At 65.8% G+C, this 17,203-nt stretch carries 3 protein-coding genes; all 3 read right to left on the bottom strand.

All coding sequences use genetic code 11. The features are described 5' to 3' along the window. Window positions 1-383: 383 nt before the first annotated feature. The 3 genes from DES44_RS21475 to DES44_RS21465 all read right to left on the bottom strand — a co-directional run bounded on the left by DES44_RS21475 (window position 384) and on the right by DES44_RS21465 (window position 17,000). On the bottom strand, window positions 384-701 hold the full coding sequence (locus tag DES44_RS21475) for a DUF596 domain-containing protein (protein ID WP_116001844.1): 318 nt from the start codon (window positions 699-701) through the stop codon (window positions 384-386). 983 nt (window positions 702-1,684) lie between these two features. Further along, complete coding sequence (locus DES44_RS24760; RefSeq protein ID WP_211326947.1) at window positions 1,685-2,506, bottom strand: DUF6882 domain-containing protein; 822 nt, start codon at window positions 2,504-2,506, stop codon at window positions 1,685-1,687. Between the two features lie 7 nt (window positions 2,507-2,513). Beyond that, window positions 2,514-17,000, bottom strand: a complete 14,487-nt coding sequence (locus DES44_RS21465) for a two-partner secretion domain-containing protein (RefSeq protein ID WP_058934158.1) — start codon at window positions 16,998-17,000, stop codon at window positions 2,514-2,516. Window positions 17,001-17,203 lie beyond the last annotated feature (203 nt).

The following is a 17,203-nucleotide window of genomic DNA, read 5'->3' as shown; positions in this document are numbered from 1 at the left end:
TTGCAGAGCAATAGGGGCCGCTTCGATGTTGTACTGATCCAGGATGGCAATTCTCAGTTTCTACTTGACATTGCTAAAGACAAGGTATAGCCAAGTTCCGTTCCCGGTATCGACACGATAACCGCCGTCCGCCGGCAGTCAAGCCTCTATCGTCAGTCGCCGTCATGGGATCGCTGATGGTGCGCATATCTTCCTGCGCGTTCAGCGCTAGCTCCGTCCCGCGCATCTCCCGTTGTTGGTTACGTCTTGCCGACAAACTAATTCGCCAATTGTGATTTCGATTACCATCCCATGGCTGATGTGTAGACAAAAACGCTGAAATTCAAATTCAATAATTTATAGATTGTGCTGATAGTTTGAATTTCGCCTGATGACTTGCTCGGTTATTTTTGTGTCCATAAAGGCCCTGCCGGGCAACTGCTGCTGAAAAACCAAAGTCCACCATTCATTTCCACTGGGTCAGTCGGAAATGACGATCGAAAAGTGTTCAAGCGTTCTTCAATCGGGCCATTCAACGGCTGCTTGGTGTACATATTGACCAGTTCAATGGCGCCGGTTTGAATTAACTCTTCTAAAACCTCGAAAAAGAATTCGCATTGGTCGCTGTAGTCTGGGCTTGCCTCAATAGCGTAATCCCATAGCGCGTCCAGCTCCATGCCCTCAATATTTTCTCGTATGTGATTGAAGAATTTCTTATCCATATGCCATTTAAGTTTGATTTCGACTCGACGAGAGCCAGCGGGTCAAGACCAGCGGGGACTAGCGATTCGTGTGGCTCGAAGAATCGAAGCGGATCAATGGCCTGCATGTCGCTGGGCCGGGCTCACGTAGCTGATGCCGCTATGCCGGTATTCAACGCTGTACCAACGCGTGAACTCCGCCGCCCAGTTGCGCGCTGCGTCGACATCATCGAAGCCGCGCTCTGGGGGAGTACCGCGCCGTAAGGCCGCGTGAATGGCAGTGCCAGAGACGCCTTGCTCCGAAACTCACCGGGAGCGGGTTTGCGCCTGGGTGGCACGGCACGGGCCCTGTAACACCGCCGCAATGGCCTCGCCGTCCGGCAGGGGGATCTGCGGATCGAGCCCCAGCCCTGCGACCTCGCAATATGCCGCCACTGTGCAGCCTTGGGCCGGTCCATGACCCGGGCCGCGGCGATGTCGCGGTCGGAGTCGCCCTGCCGCATGCGCAGCAACGACTGTAGATAGTGATGCATGTCGAATCTCCTGCGCGCCATCCCTGCTCCCTCGGGCAAAAGCCCAAGGGTAGAGATGGTCTCGCTCAATTCGAGACGCCCGTCACCGCGCCTGCTGGCTCCTATGTGCCGATCCGGCACTGGCTCCAATACGCCAATCACGCAGTGGCTCCCATATGGTGGTCCGCGCCTGACTCCTACATGCCGATCACAAATTGGCTCCTATGTGGCGGTCGGTGAGAACACCGCCAGACTTGCTAGTGGTTCCATGGTCAGCCATCTAGGCGTAGCCGAGCGAGGTACTTCAGAAGGCCAGACGCCCATTGCGCTCGACGACATCGATGAATGCGTCGATGACCTCGCGCCCCTCTCCTTGATTGCAGTTGCCTACTCGGGGGGGAGTTTGCGGCTCAGGCGGACTGTGGACCACAGCAGCCAGCGAACGAGCCCTCCAGAACTCCCAGGCACCTCAACCTTGAGCCGGCCTATTGTCTATATTGGCCTGACATTGCTGAAAACAAGGTAGAGCCAAGTGCCGTTTCCGGTGTCGACACGATATCCGCCGTCTGCATTCGATAATTGCGCGGCCAACGCGGTCCAGCTCCAGGCTCGCAGTTCATCGACCGTTGTTTTCGTTTCTAGGAATTCGGGCAATCCACGCGTTTTTCCCCATTGCCGTAAGGTGTTGGCTGCCTGCCGCAGTGCTTCTGGGACGGACGGATTCGACCAAGCCCATCTAAACTCCGAATTCTCCTTTTGAAGCGTCCCAATCAACTGCACCGAAGCGCTACGCATGCTGCCATCCGGAAAGGTCCAGTGAATATTCCCGCTCTCTGTGTTTATGTTCCAACTTTTCTCTTTACCGAGATTCCAGGCGGCGGTCTGATTATTTGTGGTTGATTGCAACCAAGCCATCGCGGCGCGTTCTTCGTCTGACTTCGGGCCTATCAGAGCATCTTCGGATATTTCATCGTCGTCATCAGAATCTATCCAGGACGGTTTGTCATAGATGTATTCCAATCGAAAACTGCCGTTAGGATCTAAAACAAAATTGAAACCCCAAGCTTTATGGCTTGAATTTTCATTAAGAGCTTCAAGGATTGTTCGAGCTGCTTTGCAAGCCGACCTCTCCAGTTCTCTGGGAATGGTCGGCCCAGTCCCTGTCGTCACAGAATCCTTTTTGAACCAACGCGCGGTCTGCGTCAATTGATTCGATACTATATATTCAACATATGCAATGTCGAATGGCCTGTTTGCGATGAAGGCAACTAGCTCTTCACCAATGATGGAACATTCTTGCGTAATATCGCGCATAAATTTTTTATTGAGTGAAAGTGAAGTTTCGTTCAATGTTGGTTGTGCCGTCCCCGATTAATGCTGTGACCTTAAATTCTTGGGGTCGAATCCCATCGGCTGGATACGAAACCTCAATCTTTACAGATACGCTTTTTCCGGATTGGAGCTCCTCAACCAACTTCCGCTCCATGTCTCTCCACGGCCCTCTGTTAAGTACACGATCTTGAGGAACAATATTTATTCCGTCGCCTGCTCCACCCAAAACGGTGGCGATCAAATGTCCGCCTTCATCCCCTGCATTTCCGCACTTTCCGACCGTGCACTGAACATATCCATTTCGATCCAGCTTGTTTAGATTCAAATCACCCACTACCTCTTTCACTCGGCCAGAAACATCCGTTATATAAGCGTGGCCGTTGGTCAAAAGATATGCTGATTCCTTTTCTAGCTCCCCGTTTAGTACTTTCCCCCAATCATATTTACTGCCGGGTTGGACAACCGTAATTTTGCGGACGTCAGCGGCTTCAGTGAGTTCGTCAAGGCGTTTTGTCACTGTCGCCACGTCAACTGTCGATCCAGAGAGCTTTGCTGCTTCCGCCAATTTGGCGGCTGCTCTTGCCGTATCGCCAGCAAAAAGAAACGCTTTTGCGTCATCTACAGCTGCACTAACCTTTCCTGCGACTGTTGTAGGTACGCGGCGGAACACAGCCCCGAACACAGGCAACGCGCCAACGGTCGCGAGCAACTGGTCGGACTCCTCGCCGGAGAGCGACGCCTTGCCGGTGATCGCCTGACGTAAAGACTCCGCAGTACCAAATACAGGTAGAAGCTCTGTTAAGAACTGCGCGAGTTCTTTAGTCTCTTTGGTAGTTAGTGCTTTCCCTGCAACCGCCAAATGGACGAGCGTTGCAGCACTTTCAACTTTCGCAAGTTGAATGTCAATCTGGCGATAGCGCTCCTCTGAACAATCGGCACCGCATGCGGCGTATAGCTGAACCGAAGCTTTAGTTACCGCATTGCGTACATCTCGGTAAGGGCTTGTTGAGCGGTAGTTATTTTCTGCCTCATTAAGCGCAGCAACCCCGCCGTTGGCACCGCCCACAGCGCTGCCAACGAGCGCGCTCGTAAGCGCTACCAGGTTCTGCGCCAGATCGCCATCGACGCCCGCTGCAGTTAGCGCATCACCAAGCTTTGGAGCGAGTGCCGTTCCGGCAGCCGCGCCGAGGGCGCCTTCAATGTTCCCGGTCAAGCCTCCGACGACAGCGTGCGCTGCGATTCTGAGTGATCCATCTACATCCCACTGACTACGAAGCTTTGCAGCCTCTGCTGCTAGTGCGTCGCCTTCTGGCGTGTCTTTCAAAGCGATTGAACGGGCTTCAAGCTTTGCTGCCTCACTCAGCTTCTCCTTCGCGAAGGCCGCAACTTGCTTCGCCGCCTCGGCCCCAAAATCCGCCACGATCTGCGCATTAAGCTTCGCCTGCTCCCCCAGCTTCTGCCCATCCCAGCCCTGGGCCAGCTTGCCGGCGGTCGCGTCATTGGTCGCGCCCCGGTCCAGCTTGTCCAGCGCCGCTTGACTGGAAGCATCCCCACTGGTGATGGTGGTCGCGCCGGCACTGATCGTGCTCTTCGTCGTGCTCCGCTCGTCCCCACTGTCCTTGAAGCCCCCAGCCATGCCACCGCTGGTCCCAACGCTCACCGTCACCGCACTCGCGCTGTACTGACTGCGGTTGTTGATATCGCTGGACGTCAGCGTCCCGGTGGTCAGCGAGTTCTTCCCGGCGTCGATCGCAGCTTGGCTGCTCGTGATCGCACCGCCCTTGAGGTCGGTATTCCCCGCCACCACCACGTTGAACCCGCCATCCCCCGCACGAATGCCGGCCTGCGTGCCCACCGCCGCATAGTCGGCAGAGACCTTGGAGTTGCTAAATGAGGCATTAGCCCCTGTCACTGCAGGTCCAGTAAAGGTCACACTGCCGCTGACGCTGGTGCTCTTGCTGTCGAAGGTGGCCGTGTCCTGCAGGCTTTCCACCTTCAAGTCACCACCCACCTTTGCCGTGACCTGCGGCGCCGTCACCACCGCCCCCTTGAGCGCCGTGTTGCCACCGGACTCCAGCGTCACGCTGTTGCCGCCCTTGACGTCGGTGGTGGTGAAGCTGGTGTTCAGTCCATCGGAATTCCCGGTGGAGACGCTGCCACTGACGGTCACGCCGAACTCGCGCTTCTGTCCCAAGGAGAAGCCAACCCCCACCGAGCTGCTGGTGCTCTTGTTGTTGCTGTGCTGCTCGCTGTTGTTGGCCGCCGCGACCAGGTTGATGGCGTTGTCCGCCTTGATCGTCACGTCCTGGCCCGCCAGCGAGCTGCCGCGCACTGTTACGTTGGAGTCCTTATCCGCACCCGCGGCCACCAGGCTCAACGCGCCGCCGGCCAGCACGCTGCTGCCAGCGGCCTGATCCGCCTGATTGGTTTGCTGGCTGGTGCTCTTGGAGCTGCCCACCGAAATGCTGACGCTGATGCTCTTCTTGGCGTCGTCCGCCTTGATGGCGTCATAGAAGCCGGAGATCTCCTTTTGAGCCTGCATCGCCTTGGAGATCGCCGTGGCAGCGGCAAGCGCCTTCATCCGGTCGTCTTCGGTCTGCGTCGCGTGTTCCGCCGCAGAGACGGCGCCCATCGCTGCAGCCACACCCGGGGCGCTGATGGACACCGTCAAACCACTCTGCTTGAACTTCGTCTCACTGTTCTGCACCGACTTATTGCGCGCCTCCTCGATGTCGATGCTCTTGGCCAGCACGCTCACATCGCCGGCGGGAGCGGAGACGGTGGATCCCACCTGCTTGTAAGCCCCGCCCGCCACCACGGTCACATCGCCTTGCACGCTGGCCACTGTCGAGCCCGCGCTGGTCAGCTCGGTCTTCTTGTTGGTCTGCTCCAGCGACTGCTTGCCGATGGTGAAGCCCAGGCCACCACCGCTCATCAACCCGGACTTCACCGTCTTGCTGAAGTTCTGGCTGGTCAGCGTGTTGGTGACGCTGTCGATCGTCACGTCACGGCCTGCCAGCAACGTGGTCCCGGCATCGGAGACAACGTTGGAGCCGCTGATCAACAGATCCTGGTTGGCCTGAACGGACACCGTGTTCCCCGAGACCGTAGTGGCCACGGCCACGGTCTCATCGGTCTTGCTGTAGGTGGTGGTCACCTTCTTCTTCAGGAAGCCGCTTTTCTTCTTCTGGGTCATCTGCTCGATGACCTGATTGGCTTCCCCAGCCAGCAACTCGACATCACGCCCCGCGCTGAGCGAAACCGCACCGCTCGTGCTCTTGATCTCTGCCGCGGTGGCCACGAGGTCCTGGCCGGCTTTGAGGGAGATGGCGCCCTGCGCAGCGATCGATGTGCCGTTGTCCTGGCTGACGCTTTCCTTCTTGTAGTTGTTGGCGTTCTTGATCTCGTCGCGAGAGCTGGAGGTCTGCACCGTCGACAGCGTCAGGTCGCGCCCAGCGCTGATCAGCACTCCGCCATTGGCTCCAGCTCCATCGGCCCCGCCTTGCGTGATCTTGACCGCTTCCAGCGACACGTCCCGGCCAGCCTGCATCACCATCACGCCGCCAGCGCTCAGCGACGCCACCTGATCCAGCACCGTGGCCTTGGTTGTCACATTGCCGACCTTCATGCCGCCGCTGGCCGTGGTGGTCTCCATCACGATGTCGCGACCGGCGGCCAGGCTCATATCACCCGTCGCCGCAAGGGAACCGCCGATATTGCGCAGATCCTCCCTCGCACTCAGCGCCAGCGTCGTGCCGCGCATCTCCCCGGTGTTGGACACGTTCTGCGCCGAGATGCTCACATCCCCGCCGCGCACGCTGCCGCCGTTGTTGAAATCCCCGCTCAGCGCCATCTCCACCCGGCCGCCTGCAATCAGCGACCCACTGGGTGTCAGATCGCCTTCACGCGGCACCAGGTAGACCTGCGGCACCAGCACGCGCTGCGTGGAGCCGTCGGCCAGCGTCACGGTCTGCTCGACCAGCCACACCAGGTCGCTGGTGAGCTGCGACATCTGCTCCGCCGTCAGCGCCACGCCCGGCACCAGTTGATGCTCCTTGGCGAAGGTCGCGCCGTTGTTCAGCAGGGCGCGGTACTGCGCCTCGTCGTCGGCGTAGCCGCTCAGGTAGCCGGATCCCGTCAACTGGCCGATCTGCTCGCGCACCAGCCGTTGTTCATAGAACCCATCCCCCAGCCGCTTCTGCGTCACCGTCGGGTCCAGCGCCAGGGCCTGCAGCAGATAGTCGCTGGACAGCCACTCGCGATAGTTGGCAAAGCGCGGATCGGTCTCGATCAGATACTTGGACGTCGGCTCCTTGTGCGTCTTGAACAGGCTGTTGGACGGTGGCGTCAGGTTCACCCGCACGCTCAGTGCCAGCGGCTTGCCGTTGAACGTGGCACCGGAGCCCCGCAGCGTCACGCCTTGCGCAGCCCCCGGCTTCTGCGATGCAGATGCCGACGACGCCAGGACCTTGCCGGCCTGCGTCACCGCCTTGCCCGCTGCTGCGCTGGAGCCATCGGCCTGAGCCGCCGCTGCCGCCCGCAACGCCTGCGCCACGGACAGGCGGCCTGTGCGGGTCTCTCCCTGCACCTGCCCATCGGCGCTGCCCGACTGCACATCACCAATGGCGCGCACCATCATGTTGCTGGCGTTGCGGACCTCCACCTGAGCACCGCCCGCTCCGCCGCTCGCCGCGCCAGCGTCCACCGCCTGCGCCACCAGCACGCCACCGCTCCGCACCACGGCCATGGGCTTGCCATTGGCTTGCGCGGCCTGTCCGCCGTTCACCATCGCCAGCGCGCGGGAAAAGAAGCCGCCCAGCCCACGCCCGCCGCCTGCCGTCGCGCGGCCCCCACCGGCCGCCGCCTGCTGCGAGGCCCCGCTGCCAGCGCTCACGCCACCAGCCTGCTGACGGTCCTCCACATCCTGTGGTCCCGGAATGAAGGATTGCGCCTGGGAGGGCAGGGTGAGCGCCACCTTGCGCGTCACGCCTTGCGAGTCCACCACGTCCACCAGGTGCGCGACGTTGTTCACCTGCCCACCGCTGATGGCCACGCCGGTGTAGCCCACCACGCGGCTCATGTCGTTGGTGATGGACGACGCGCCCACCACCGTCAACTGTCCGCCCACGATGATGTTGGCCGCCAGCGACTGCGTCACCGTGGCCGACGGGCCGGTGGAATTGGTCGTCCACGCCAGATACGGATTGACGTTGTCGATGGTGCTGGCCTGCAGCAGCAGGTCGCCGCGCGCCTCGATGTTGGCGCCGCTGTTGAGCAGCGACGCGCCCTTCAAACTCATCGCGCCACCGCTGCGAATAAAGGCCTGAGGCGTCAGGAAGGTCGTGGTGTCCCCAGCGGTGCCGCCGCCAGTGCCATCCGGCACAGGCTGGTCCATCTCGATGGTGCGCATGGCCATCATGCGCTGCTGCTGGTTAATGGGCTGGTCAATGCCACCGCCGGGCCCGCCGCCACCCCCGCCGCCACCACCCCCCGTGCCGCCGCCGCTGGTGCCGACGTTGCCGGTGGTGATGCCGCTGAGTACCGTGCGGTTGACGAGGGCCCCGGTCATGTTGAGGCCCAGGCCGCTGCTGGCCTCGATGATCGAGTTCTCGTTGAGCAGGCTGGCGCCGGACATCGTCAACACGCCGTCCGCGAAGATCAGCGCACCGCCGGTATTGGACAGGTCGCGCGTCATGGCCGCATCGATGGAGCGTCGCCCGGCGATCACAGCCGATGCGCCGCCTTCTGCACCATTCACCAATTGCCCGCCGTCGATGACGATGTCACCGCCATAGATCCGGCCAGTGCCGATGTTGACCAGCCGGTCCGCCGTCAGCATGACGCCGTCTCCATCGATCAAGCCGCGGTTGGTCAGCTGCCCTGCGGCACTGAGGATCGTCAACGTGCCGCTCAGTTCTCCGCTGGCGGCGTTGTCGATATTGGACGCCGCGATGGACAGCGCGCCGCCGCTGCGCAGCACGCCCTGGTTGCTGAAATTCCCCGCGACGTTCAGCGTCATGTCCCCCGCCGACTGGAACTGGCTGCCCGCGCCGTAGCTGAAATCCCCCGCCAGCTTCACCGACAAGCCGGCCGCGCTGCGGATCTGCCCTCCGACGCCACCGGCCAGCTCACGCAGGTTGAGCCCCATGGCATCACCGGACCAGATGCGTCCCCCGGCGTTGTTCAGCGACAGCGCCGAGGCCTGAGTGCCATCCCCGATGGTCTGCACCCCCGACGCACCGAGCGCGCCGCCGCTGTTGTTCAAGGACTGGCTGATCGTCAGCGCCAGATTGCCGCTGGCCAGCACCTGGCCACCCAGGTTGTCCAGTTGCTGGGCCTGCAGGCTGACATGGCCGCCCTGGATGCCCTGGCTGCTGCCTGCATTGCCGGTGTTGTCGATGCGGCCTGCGGCGCTCAGCGACAGGGTATTGCCGCCATAGATCAGGCCGTGCTGGTTGAGGACTTGCTGAGCCGACGCGGTCAGCGACTGGCCGCCGATCAGGCGACCGCCCTGGTTGTCCAGGGTGCCGCCGACGGTGAGCCCCAGTGCTGCCGCAGAAAGTTCTGCGCGATTGGTCAGCTGGCTGACCGAGATCTGCGCGGAGCCGTCCGCATGCAGCCCGGTCTCATTGACCAGCGCGCCCGCGTTGACCGTCAGGGTGCCTCCGGCGACCACGCCTGTCGGAGTGCCGATCGCCGCATCCCGCGTGTTGTTCAGGGCCGCGCCGTGGGTCTCGATCGACAGGTCACCGCCGGATTGCAGCAGGCCGCCGCGGTTCTCCAAGGTGCCGCTGTCCACCGTCAGCGATTGCGAGGCCATCAGGCGACCGCCGCTGTTGTCCAGGGTCTGACCGCGTGTGTCGATGCGCACCGCAGCGCCGGACACCTCGCCCAGCCGGTTGGTCAGGGAGGTCGATTGCAGATCGACCGTCTGCGCCGCCTGGATCACGCCCTGCGTGTTGTCCAGCGCGCCTTGGGACCGCGCCGTCAACGGGCCCTGCAGGCTGCTGATGACGCCGCCCTGGTTGCCGATGGAGGCTGCGGTCAGGGACAGGTCCCGCTGCGCCAGCAGGTTGCCGCCCGCATTGAGCAGGGCGCCGCCCGAGGTCACGGTGAGCGCACCATCGGTGGCGGCCCAGCCGCCGCGGTTGTCCACGGTGCCGGCGTTGAGCGTCATCGCCCCGCCGCTGCGAAGGCGACCACCCTGGTTGTCCAGCGTGCCGCCGACCGTCATCTGCAAGGTGGAATCACTCTGCACGACGCCGTTGCCGCCGTTGACCACGCTCGCCGCGCGCAGCTCCAGCGGACCGGCACTTGCCAGTGTGGCGCCGGAGTTGTTGAAGGCACCGTCCACCGTCACCTGGGCCGCGCCGGTGCTGACCAGGTTGCCGCCCCGATGATCCAGACTGTTGGCGGTGAGGCTGACACCGGCCCCCTGCGTCTGGGCATTGGTCAGCAACACGGCGCCAGTGGCGTTGAGCGCCAGTGTGCCGTTGCTCAGCACCTGGCCGCTGGCGCCGGAGAAGCTGCCGGTCGAGACCGTCAGCGGGCCGCTGCCGGCTTGCATCAGCACGCCGCGTGTGTTGTCCACGCTCTGGGCCTGCAGCTGGAGCAGGGCGCCGCTGGACTGGATGCGGCCGTCGGTGTTGACGATCTGTCCGGAGACCGTTGCGGTCAGCGATCCCGTACTGCCCAGTTGCGTCAGGGTGCCGCCGACGTTGCGCCAGTTGGCGGCCGTCAGGCCGATGGACGAGGCGCTGAGGGCCGCACCATCTGTGGCCAACAGGCCCGCGGTCGACAGCATCAGGCCGCCCGCGCTGGCTAGCACGACGCGGTCCAGACGCAGGTCGCCGGCGGTGGCGTTGAGGGTGGCGGAGCCCGCCTGCACGCGGCTGTCTTGCAGCGCCAGGTCGCGTCCGCTGAGGGTCAACGCGCCCGCCGCGATGATCGGGCCACCCGCTTGCAGTTGGTCTCTGGTGCGGACGGTAAGGTCGCCCTGCGCGGCAAGTGTGTTGTCCGGCCGCAGTCCTGCCGCCAGCGAACCGGTGCCGGACAGCGATCCGGCGTCCACCGTCAGCGACCCTTGCGCGCCGATGGCGCCGGTGTGGTCCAGCGCCTGGCCGACCGCCAGCACGGCATTGCCTTGCGCATACACCGAGCCGCTGTTGCTCAAGCCGCCCGTGACGGTGAGCCGCGCATCCGTGCCGGCTTGCAGGGCGCCGGCGTTGGTCATCTGCTGCGCGTCGACCGTCAACTGGCCTTGCGCCGCGATCAGGCCCGAGCTTGCGTTGTTCAGCACGCCCGCTGCCAGCTCGACCGTGCGGGCGCCGATCTGGCCGCCCGTGTTGTCCAGGCTGCCCGACTGAGCATGGAGCGTGCCGGCGGCCACCAGGGCACCGCCGGTGTTGTCCAGAGCGCCCGACACATTCAAATGCGCATCACCGGTGCTCAGCAGTTGACCGCCTTGATGGCGCAGGCTGCCCGCGTCGAGGGTGATCTGGCTGCCCTGGGTCTTCGCCTGGCTGAGGTCCGCGGCGCCGGTGACGTTCAGCGTCACGGCTTGGGCACCAAGGATCTGCCCCCCCACACCGGACAGCGAGCTGGCATCGATGCGCATGCCGTCCGCGCCTGCATGCACGACGCGGCCCTGCGTGTTGGTCATCGCGCCGCTGCTGATGGACAGGGTGCGGCCCGCCGCGGCAATCTCACCGCGCGTGTTGTCGAGCGGCCCCTGCAGCGTGGCGCTGAAGGCACCGGCGGTGCCGGTCTGGGTCACCGTGCCATCGACGTTGGACCAGCTCTGCGCCCGGATCGTGATCTGGTCGCCGGAGACCGAGGCCTGGCTGGAATCCAGCGCGCCGGTGCTGGTCAGCGTCAAGCCGCCGCTGCTGGCCACTTGCGCGTGCGTCAGTTGGAGCTTGCCCGCCGTGGCGTTCAGGTCCACCGACTGCGCCTGGAGCTTGGCGTCCTGAAGCTGCACAGTGGCGCCGTTCAGGCTCATGGCGCCGGCCGCCATGGTCAGGCCGCTCTGCTGCAGCGTGCCGCTGATGCGAACGGACAGGTCGCCCTGGGTGCCGAGCGTGTTGTCCGCGTTCAAGCCGGCGGCCAGCGAGCCACTGCTGCTGAGCTGACCTGCCGTGAGCGACAGCGCCCCTTGCGATGCCATCAGGCCGGCGTTGCTCAGCGCATCACCGACCGAGACGGTCAGCGGGCCGCGGGCGTAGGTGGTGCCGGTGTTGGAGAAGGTCCTCTGCGCCGTCACCGCCATCTCGGCCTGCGACTGGAGCGCGCCGGCATTGGTGATGCGGCCCGCGCCGATCGTCAGCGCCTGCGAGGCCGTCACCAGCCCTTGCGCGCCGTTGGTGAGCGCGTCCGTGACTGAGAGCGTGACGCCTCGGCCGCTGATCTGCCCGCCGCTGTTGTCCAGGGCGCCCGCATCCACCTGCAGGTCCTGCGCGGACTGGAGCAGGCCCTGCGTGTTGTCCACGGCGCCGCTGGCCGTGAGGTGAAGCGTGGTTTCGCTGACGAGCTGCCCGCCGCGATGGCTGAGGCTGCCCGCGCTCAGGTCGATGCGGCGGGCCTGGGTCAGGGCGCCGTCGAGCGTCACGGCCTCGTCGGCCTGCAAGGTGAGGGCGCCCTTGCCGAGGATTTGTCCGCCCGCGCCGTCCAGACGCGCCACGGTGATGGCCAGCGTGCCGTTGGCATCGCCCGCATGGACGATGGCGCCTGCGCGGTTGTCCAGCACCTGCGCCGCGACGGTCACGTCGGCGGCGTTGCCGGCGATGGCCCCTCGCTGGTTGTCCAGCGTGCCGGTGACTGCCACCGTGAGTTGGCCGTTGGCCGAGGTCTGGGCCAGGTCGCCGGCGGTGTTGCGCCAATCCGCAGCCGTCACCGAGATCGAGCCCGCGCTCAGCGTGGCGGACGAGGTGTCCAGCAGGCCCGCGCTCGTGAGCCGCAGTTGCTCACCGCCTGCGAGTGCCGCACCGTCCAGGCGCAGGTCGCCGGTGCTGGCGTTCAGCGCCACCTGCTGCGCCTGGAATTTGCCGCCCTGCAGCGCGAGCGTGCCGCCGCTCAGCGTCATCGCGCCGCCGGCCAGGGTGGTGCCGCTCTGGCGCAGCAGGCCGGTGGTGGTGACGGTCAGGTCGCCGGTCGCGCCGACGGTGTTGTTGTCCTTCAGGCCTGCCGCGATCGCGCCGCTGCTGTCGACGCTGCCCGCGTCGACGTGGACAGACTGCTGCGCGGCGAGGGTGCCGGTGTGGGTCAGCGTGTCGGCCCGCACGAGGGCATTGCCGGATGCGCGGATGAGCCCGCTGTTGTCCAGGCGGCCGCTTGCGCGCAGATCGACGTCGCCACCGGACTGCAGGGTGCCCGCATTCGTCAGTTGCGCCACGTCCATCGACAGCCGCTGCTTCGCCAGAACCAGACCCTCACCGCCGTTGTCCACGCTGCCACCGGTCAGCGCTACATCGGTGCCGCCGATTTGGCCGTCGCGGTTGATCAGCGAGCCCGCCGACGCCACCCAGGCGCCGCCGGACTGCTGCAGGCCCCCGGTGTTGTCGATCTCGCCGCTGACCGCAAGGTGGACCGAGCGCTGAGCGTTGAGTGTGGCGTCGCGGGTGCTGAGGCGCCCCGCGGTGATGCTGATGCGGTCGCCCTGGGTCAGGGCTTGCGTGCCGCTCAGGTCCGCCAGGCCCGTCACCTGCAGCGTCACGCCGCCAGCGCCGGCCAGCGTGCCGCCTGCGCCGCTGAGCGTCTCGGCCTGAATGCGCAGTTCGCCGCTCGTGCCGCCGGCCTGAATCACTTGGCCGGCCACGTTGCTGAATTGCTGCGCACTGAGGGACATCACCGCGCCGTTGCCGGCGATGCGGCCGCTGCTGTTGTCCAGGCTGCCGCTGACGGTGGCCGTCAGCCGGCCGGCCGTGTCGGTCTGACTGAGTTCACCGCCGACATGGCGCCAATCGCCTGCGGACACCGTCACGCTTCCGCCGCTGAGGCGGGCCTGGTTGGAGACCAGCTGCGAGGCCGCCGTCAGGTCAAGGGCGTTGGTGGCGACCATGGTCGCGCCTTCCAGGCGGAGGTCTCCGCTGCGGGCGGTCACCGACACATCGCTCGCCTGCGTCTGGCTGCCTTGCAGCTGCACCTGCGCGCCGTCGATGCGCGCGAGCCCGCCGGCCAGCGCGGTGCCGGTGTGGGTGAGCGTGCGGCTGCTGCGAAGAGTCAGGTCCCCCGTCGTGCCCACGGTGTTGTCCGTGCCCAGGCCCGCGGCGAGGGTGCCGCTGCTGGTCAGGTCGCCCGTTCGCACGGTCAGGGACTGGCCGGCGGCGATGAGGCCGGTGTGGGTGAGGGTGTCGGCATCGACAGTCGCCGCACCGCTGGCGCGGATCAGGCCGCTGCCGGTGTTGTCGAGGAGACCGCTGGTGAGGGCGATCTGGCGGCCGCTGAGTTCCCCGTCGCGATTGCGCAGTTGGTCGGCATGGACCGTCAGGTCGCCGGCTGACGCGACCGTGCCGCCCTGGTTGTCCAGGGTGGCTGCCTGCAGCGTCAGCGACTGCCCGCCGCCGACGATCTTGCCGCCGCTGTTGTCCAGCGCCCGAGCGCTCAGGGACAGGGCCGCGGCGTTGGACTGGATGATGCCCTGGCGGTTGTCGAGCTGGCCAGTCAGCGCGACGGACCAGTCGCCGCTGCCGCTCAGGGCCAGTTGGCCGCCGGCGTGGTGCCAGTCCTGGGCCTGCAACGTCATCGCGCCGGCGCTCAGGCGGGCGCCTTCGGTGGTGAAGGTGCCAGGGGTGCTCACCGCCAGCGTCTGGCTGGTCTGGACCTGCGCGCCTGCCAGATCGACCGTGGCGCCGCTGAGGCGGGTCGCTCCCGCCAGCAGTTGGCCCCGCACCGTCAAGTCGGTGCCGGCGCTCATCTGCAGGGCACTCTGGCCGTCGATGCGGCCGTCCGTGCCCAGTCCAGCGGCGATGGTCGCGGTGGTACCCGCCTTGAGCTGCTGCGCCGCCGTGGCGGTCACGGCACCCTGCGCGGCCAGCAGGCCGTTGACGCCAAGATCCGTGCCGGCGGAGACCGACACCTGGCCGCCATACACCGACCCGCCCAGCGACGCTGCGTCCCGCGCGGACACCTCCAGCGATCCGCCCGCCCGCAGTTGACCTTGTGCCGACACGGTCTGGGCCTGCATGTTCGCGCTGCCGGCGGCCGACAGCGACGCGGTGGCGTCTTGCCGGAAGTCGCCTTGCAGCGAGAGCGACACGGTCTGCCCGCTCAGCGCCGCGCCCTGGTCCTGGGTCAGCGATCGCGCCTGCAGCGACACATCGTCGCGTGCCGCGATCGTGCCAGCCTGCTGGCGGATGTCGGCTTGCCCGGTCAGGCGGATGCCGCCCGCAGCGGACAGCAGTTCGCCGCGGTCATGCAGCCATTCGCTGCCCACCTGCGCGGTGACGCCGCTGTCGGCGACGAGACGCGCATCGCGGGTGTCCAGTCGCTGGCCTTGCAAGTCCGCCACGCCGGGGGTGCGCACGGTGGCGCGCTGCAGGCTGAGCAGGGTGTCTGCCTGGAGGGACAAGGCGCGCGCCTGTACGTCCGCGCCGCTCAGCGTCACCTGGGCACCGCGGGCCCACAAGGCGCCGTTGGACCACAACGTCGCGCCGCTGAAGTCCAGGCTGCGGCCTTCCAGACCCAGGGCGCCGGAGCCGTAATGCTCCACGCTGGCACCCAGTGCGCTGAAGGCATCGGCGGCCAGCGTCAGGCTGGCGCCGTTGCTGGCGATGCGGCCGCCATCGGCGGTGATCGTGCCGCCCGCGCGAACGGACAGGGCCTCGGTGCCGATCTGCAGCCATTCCGCTTGGCGCAGGTCGATGTCGCGTGCTGTCACGGACAACTTGCCGCCCGCCAGGCTGGCGGCGCGGGTGCTCAGGGTGCCTGCCGACTGCAGGCTCAGGGTGCCGCTGGCGGACCACTGGGCGCCGTCCGCCGTCAGTGTCGGAGCCGTGGCGGCGATGGACGCGGCCTGAACCTGGGAACGGGTCAGATCCAGGGCCGTGGACGCGGTCGCTTCAACCGCGCCCGTGGCCACCAGCAATGCCTCGCGCGCAGCGACGGAACCGCCGCTCAGCGTGAGGGTCCCGGCCTGCGCCTGCGCACCGCCGAGCTCCACGCTCGGTGCCTGCACCGTCAGCCGCTCGGCGGCGAGCAACTGGCCGCTCTGCGACACCGACTGCTGGGCCGACAGCGACAGCGACCCTGCGCCCGCCACCAGCGTGCCGTCGGACGCCATGCCGGCTGCCGTGACGCTGCCGGTGTCGCCCTTCAACTGCGGCGCTTCGACTTGCGCCGTGCCGCGAGAGGCGATCCAGCCGGCATTGCGCACGCCGCTGTTCGATTGAACCGTGAGCGCCGGGGCTCCGTTCGCGTCCGCCTGCTGCGCATACACGGTGCCGGTGTTCTCCAGCCAGCCGTCTGCCCGCAGCGTCAACTGGCCCCCGACGACCTGGCCGTCCTGCCGCACGCCCAGCCCCGCCTCGGTGCCCACCAGGGTGATGCGCTGCGCATAGATGCCGCCCAGCGCGGTGCTGTCCAGCGCGTAGCGGGGGCGCTCGCCCGTGGGCGCGAGGGTCTCGCCGGCGGTCACGCCGTTGCTGTCCACCGACATGACCTGCGTGCCGGTCTGGATGCGGGCGTCCTTGGCCCACAGGCCGGCGTTGATTTCGACGGCGCGGGCGAGCAGGGCGGTGTAGTCGGTCTGCGAGGCATCCAGCCCCTGGCCGTCGATGCGGATCAGGCCGCCCTGGACGCCGTAGCCGGCGATGCTGCCGTCGGTGTTGAAGCGGGGCGTGCCGGTGGTCAGCACCGCCGCACTGGCATTGATGAAACCGCCGCCGTCCACCTGGATGCCGGCCGGGTTGGCAATGATCACTTCGGCGCGCTGGCCGGCCACTTCCACAAAGCCCTTGAGCTGGCTCGGCGCGCTGCTGTTGACCTCGTTGAGGATGACCCGCGCGCTGCCCTTGGCCAGCCAGGGATTGGCCTGCACATAACCGCCGAGCTGGGTGCTGGCATCGGTGCGGGCGTTGTTCAGGATCACGCCCTTGGCGTTGACGTCGAACTGGCTGTAGGTGTTGCGTGAAACGCCCGCCGCGCTGGGCGTCTGGATGTTGACCTGCGTCGTGCCGTTGGCGGTGGTGACCACCGTGGGCTGCTGGTTCTTTGGTGCATTCGGATCGGCGACCACTTGCGCCAGCACATCGGGCGTCAGAGTCACCGCGGCGCCCATGGCCAGGGCGGCCGCCAGCGCCAGCAGCGTGGGCGGACCGCGGGAGGTGGCCGGCACGGTCTCGGCGCTGGTGAGGGCGGGCGCGGTGGGGCCGGTGCTTTCGCCGTTGCTGCCTCCCTTGACATGGCTCAGCGCGGTCTCTGCCACGGCCATCAATTGGCCGCGTTGCTTGTTGAAGACGATTCGGTACTGAAGACGGTTCATGGCGATGTCAATGGAAGGAACTCAACACGGACGGTCGATGAGCGGGCAGGGCGGCTGGATGCAGGCCGAAGGGCGGATGCATGAAGGACGCACGGCGCATGCACGACGGATGCACGACAGAGGGGCGGTGGATGGACCGCAGCGGGAGGACGGCCGGTGCAACGGAAGACGGACCCGATACCGCGAGCGCAGCGCGGGGAGCC

This window comes from Roseateles depolymerans (assembly GCF_003387155.1).
Lineage (GTDB): Bacteria > Pseudomonadota > Gammaproteobacteria > Burkholderiales > Burkholderiaceae_C > Roseateles > Roseateles depolymerans.
Note: the sequence above shows the minus strand (reverse complement) of the source record. Positions and strands in the feature narration are given on the sequence as shown.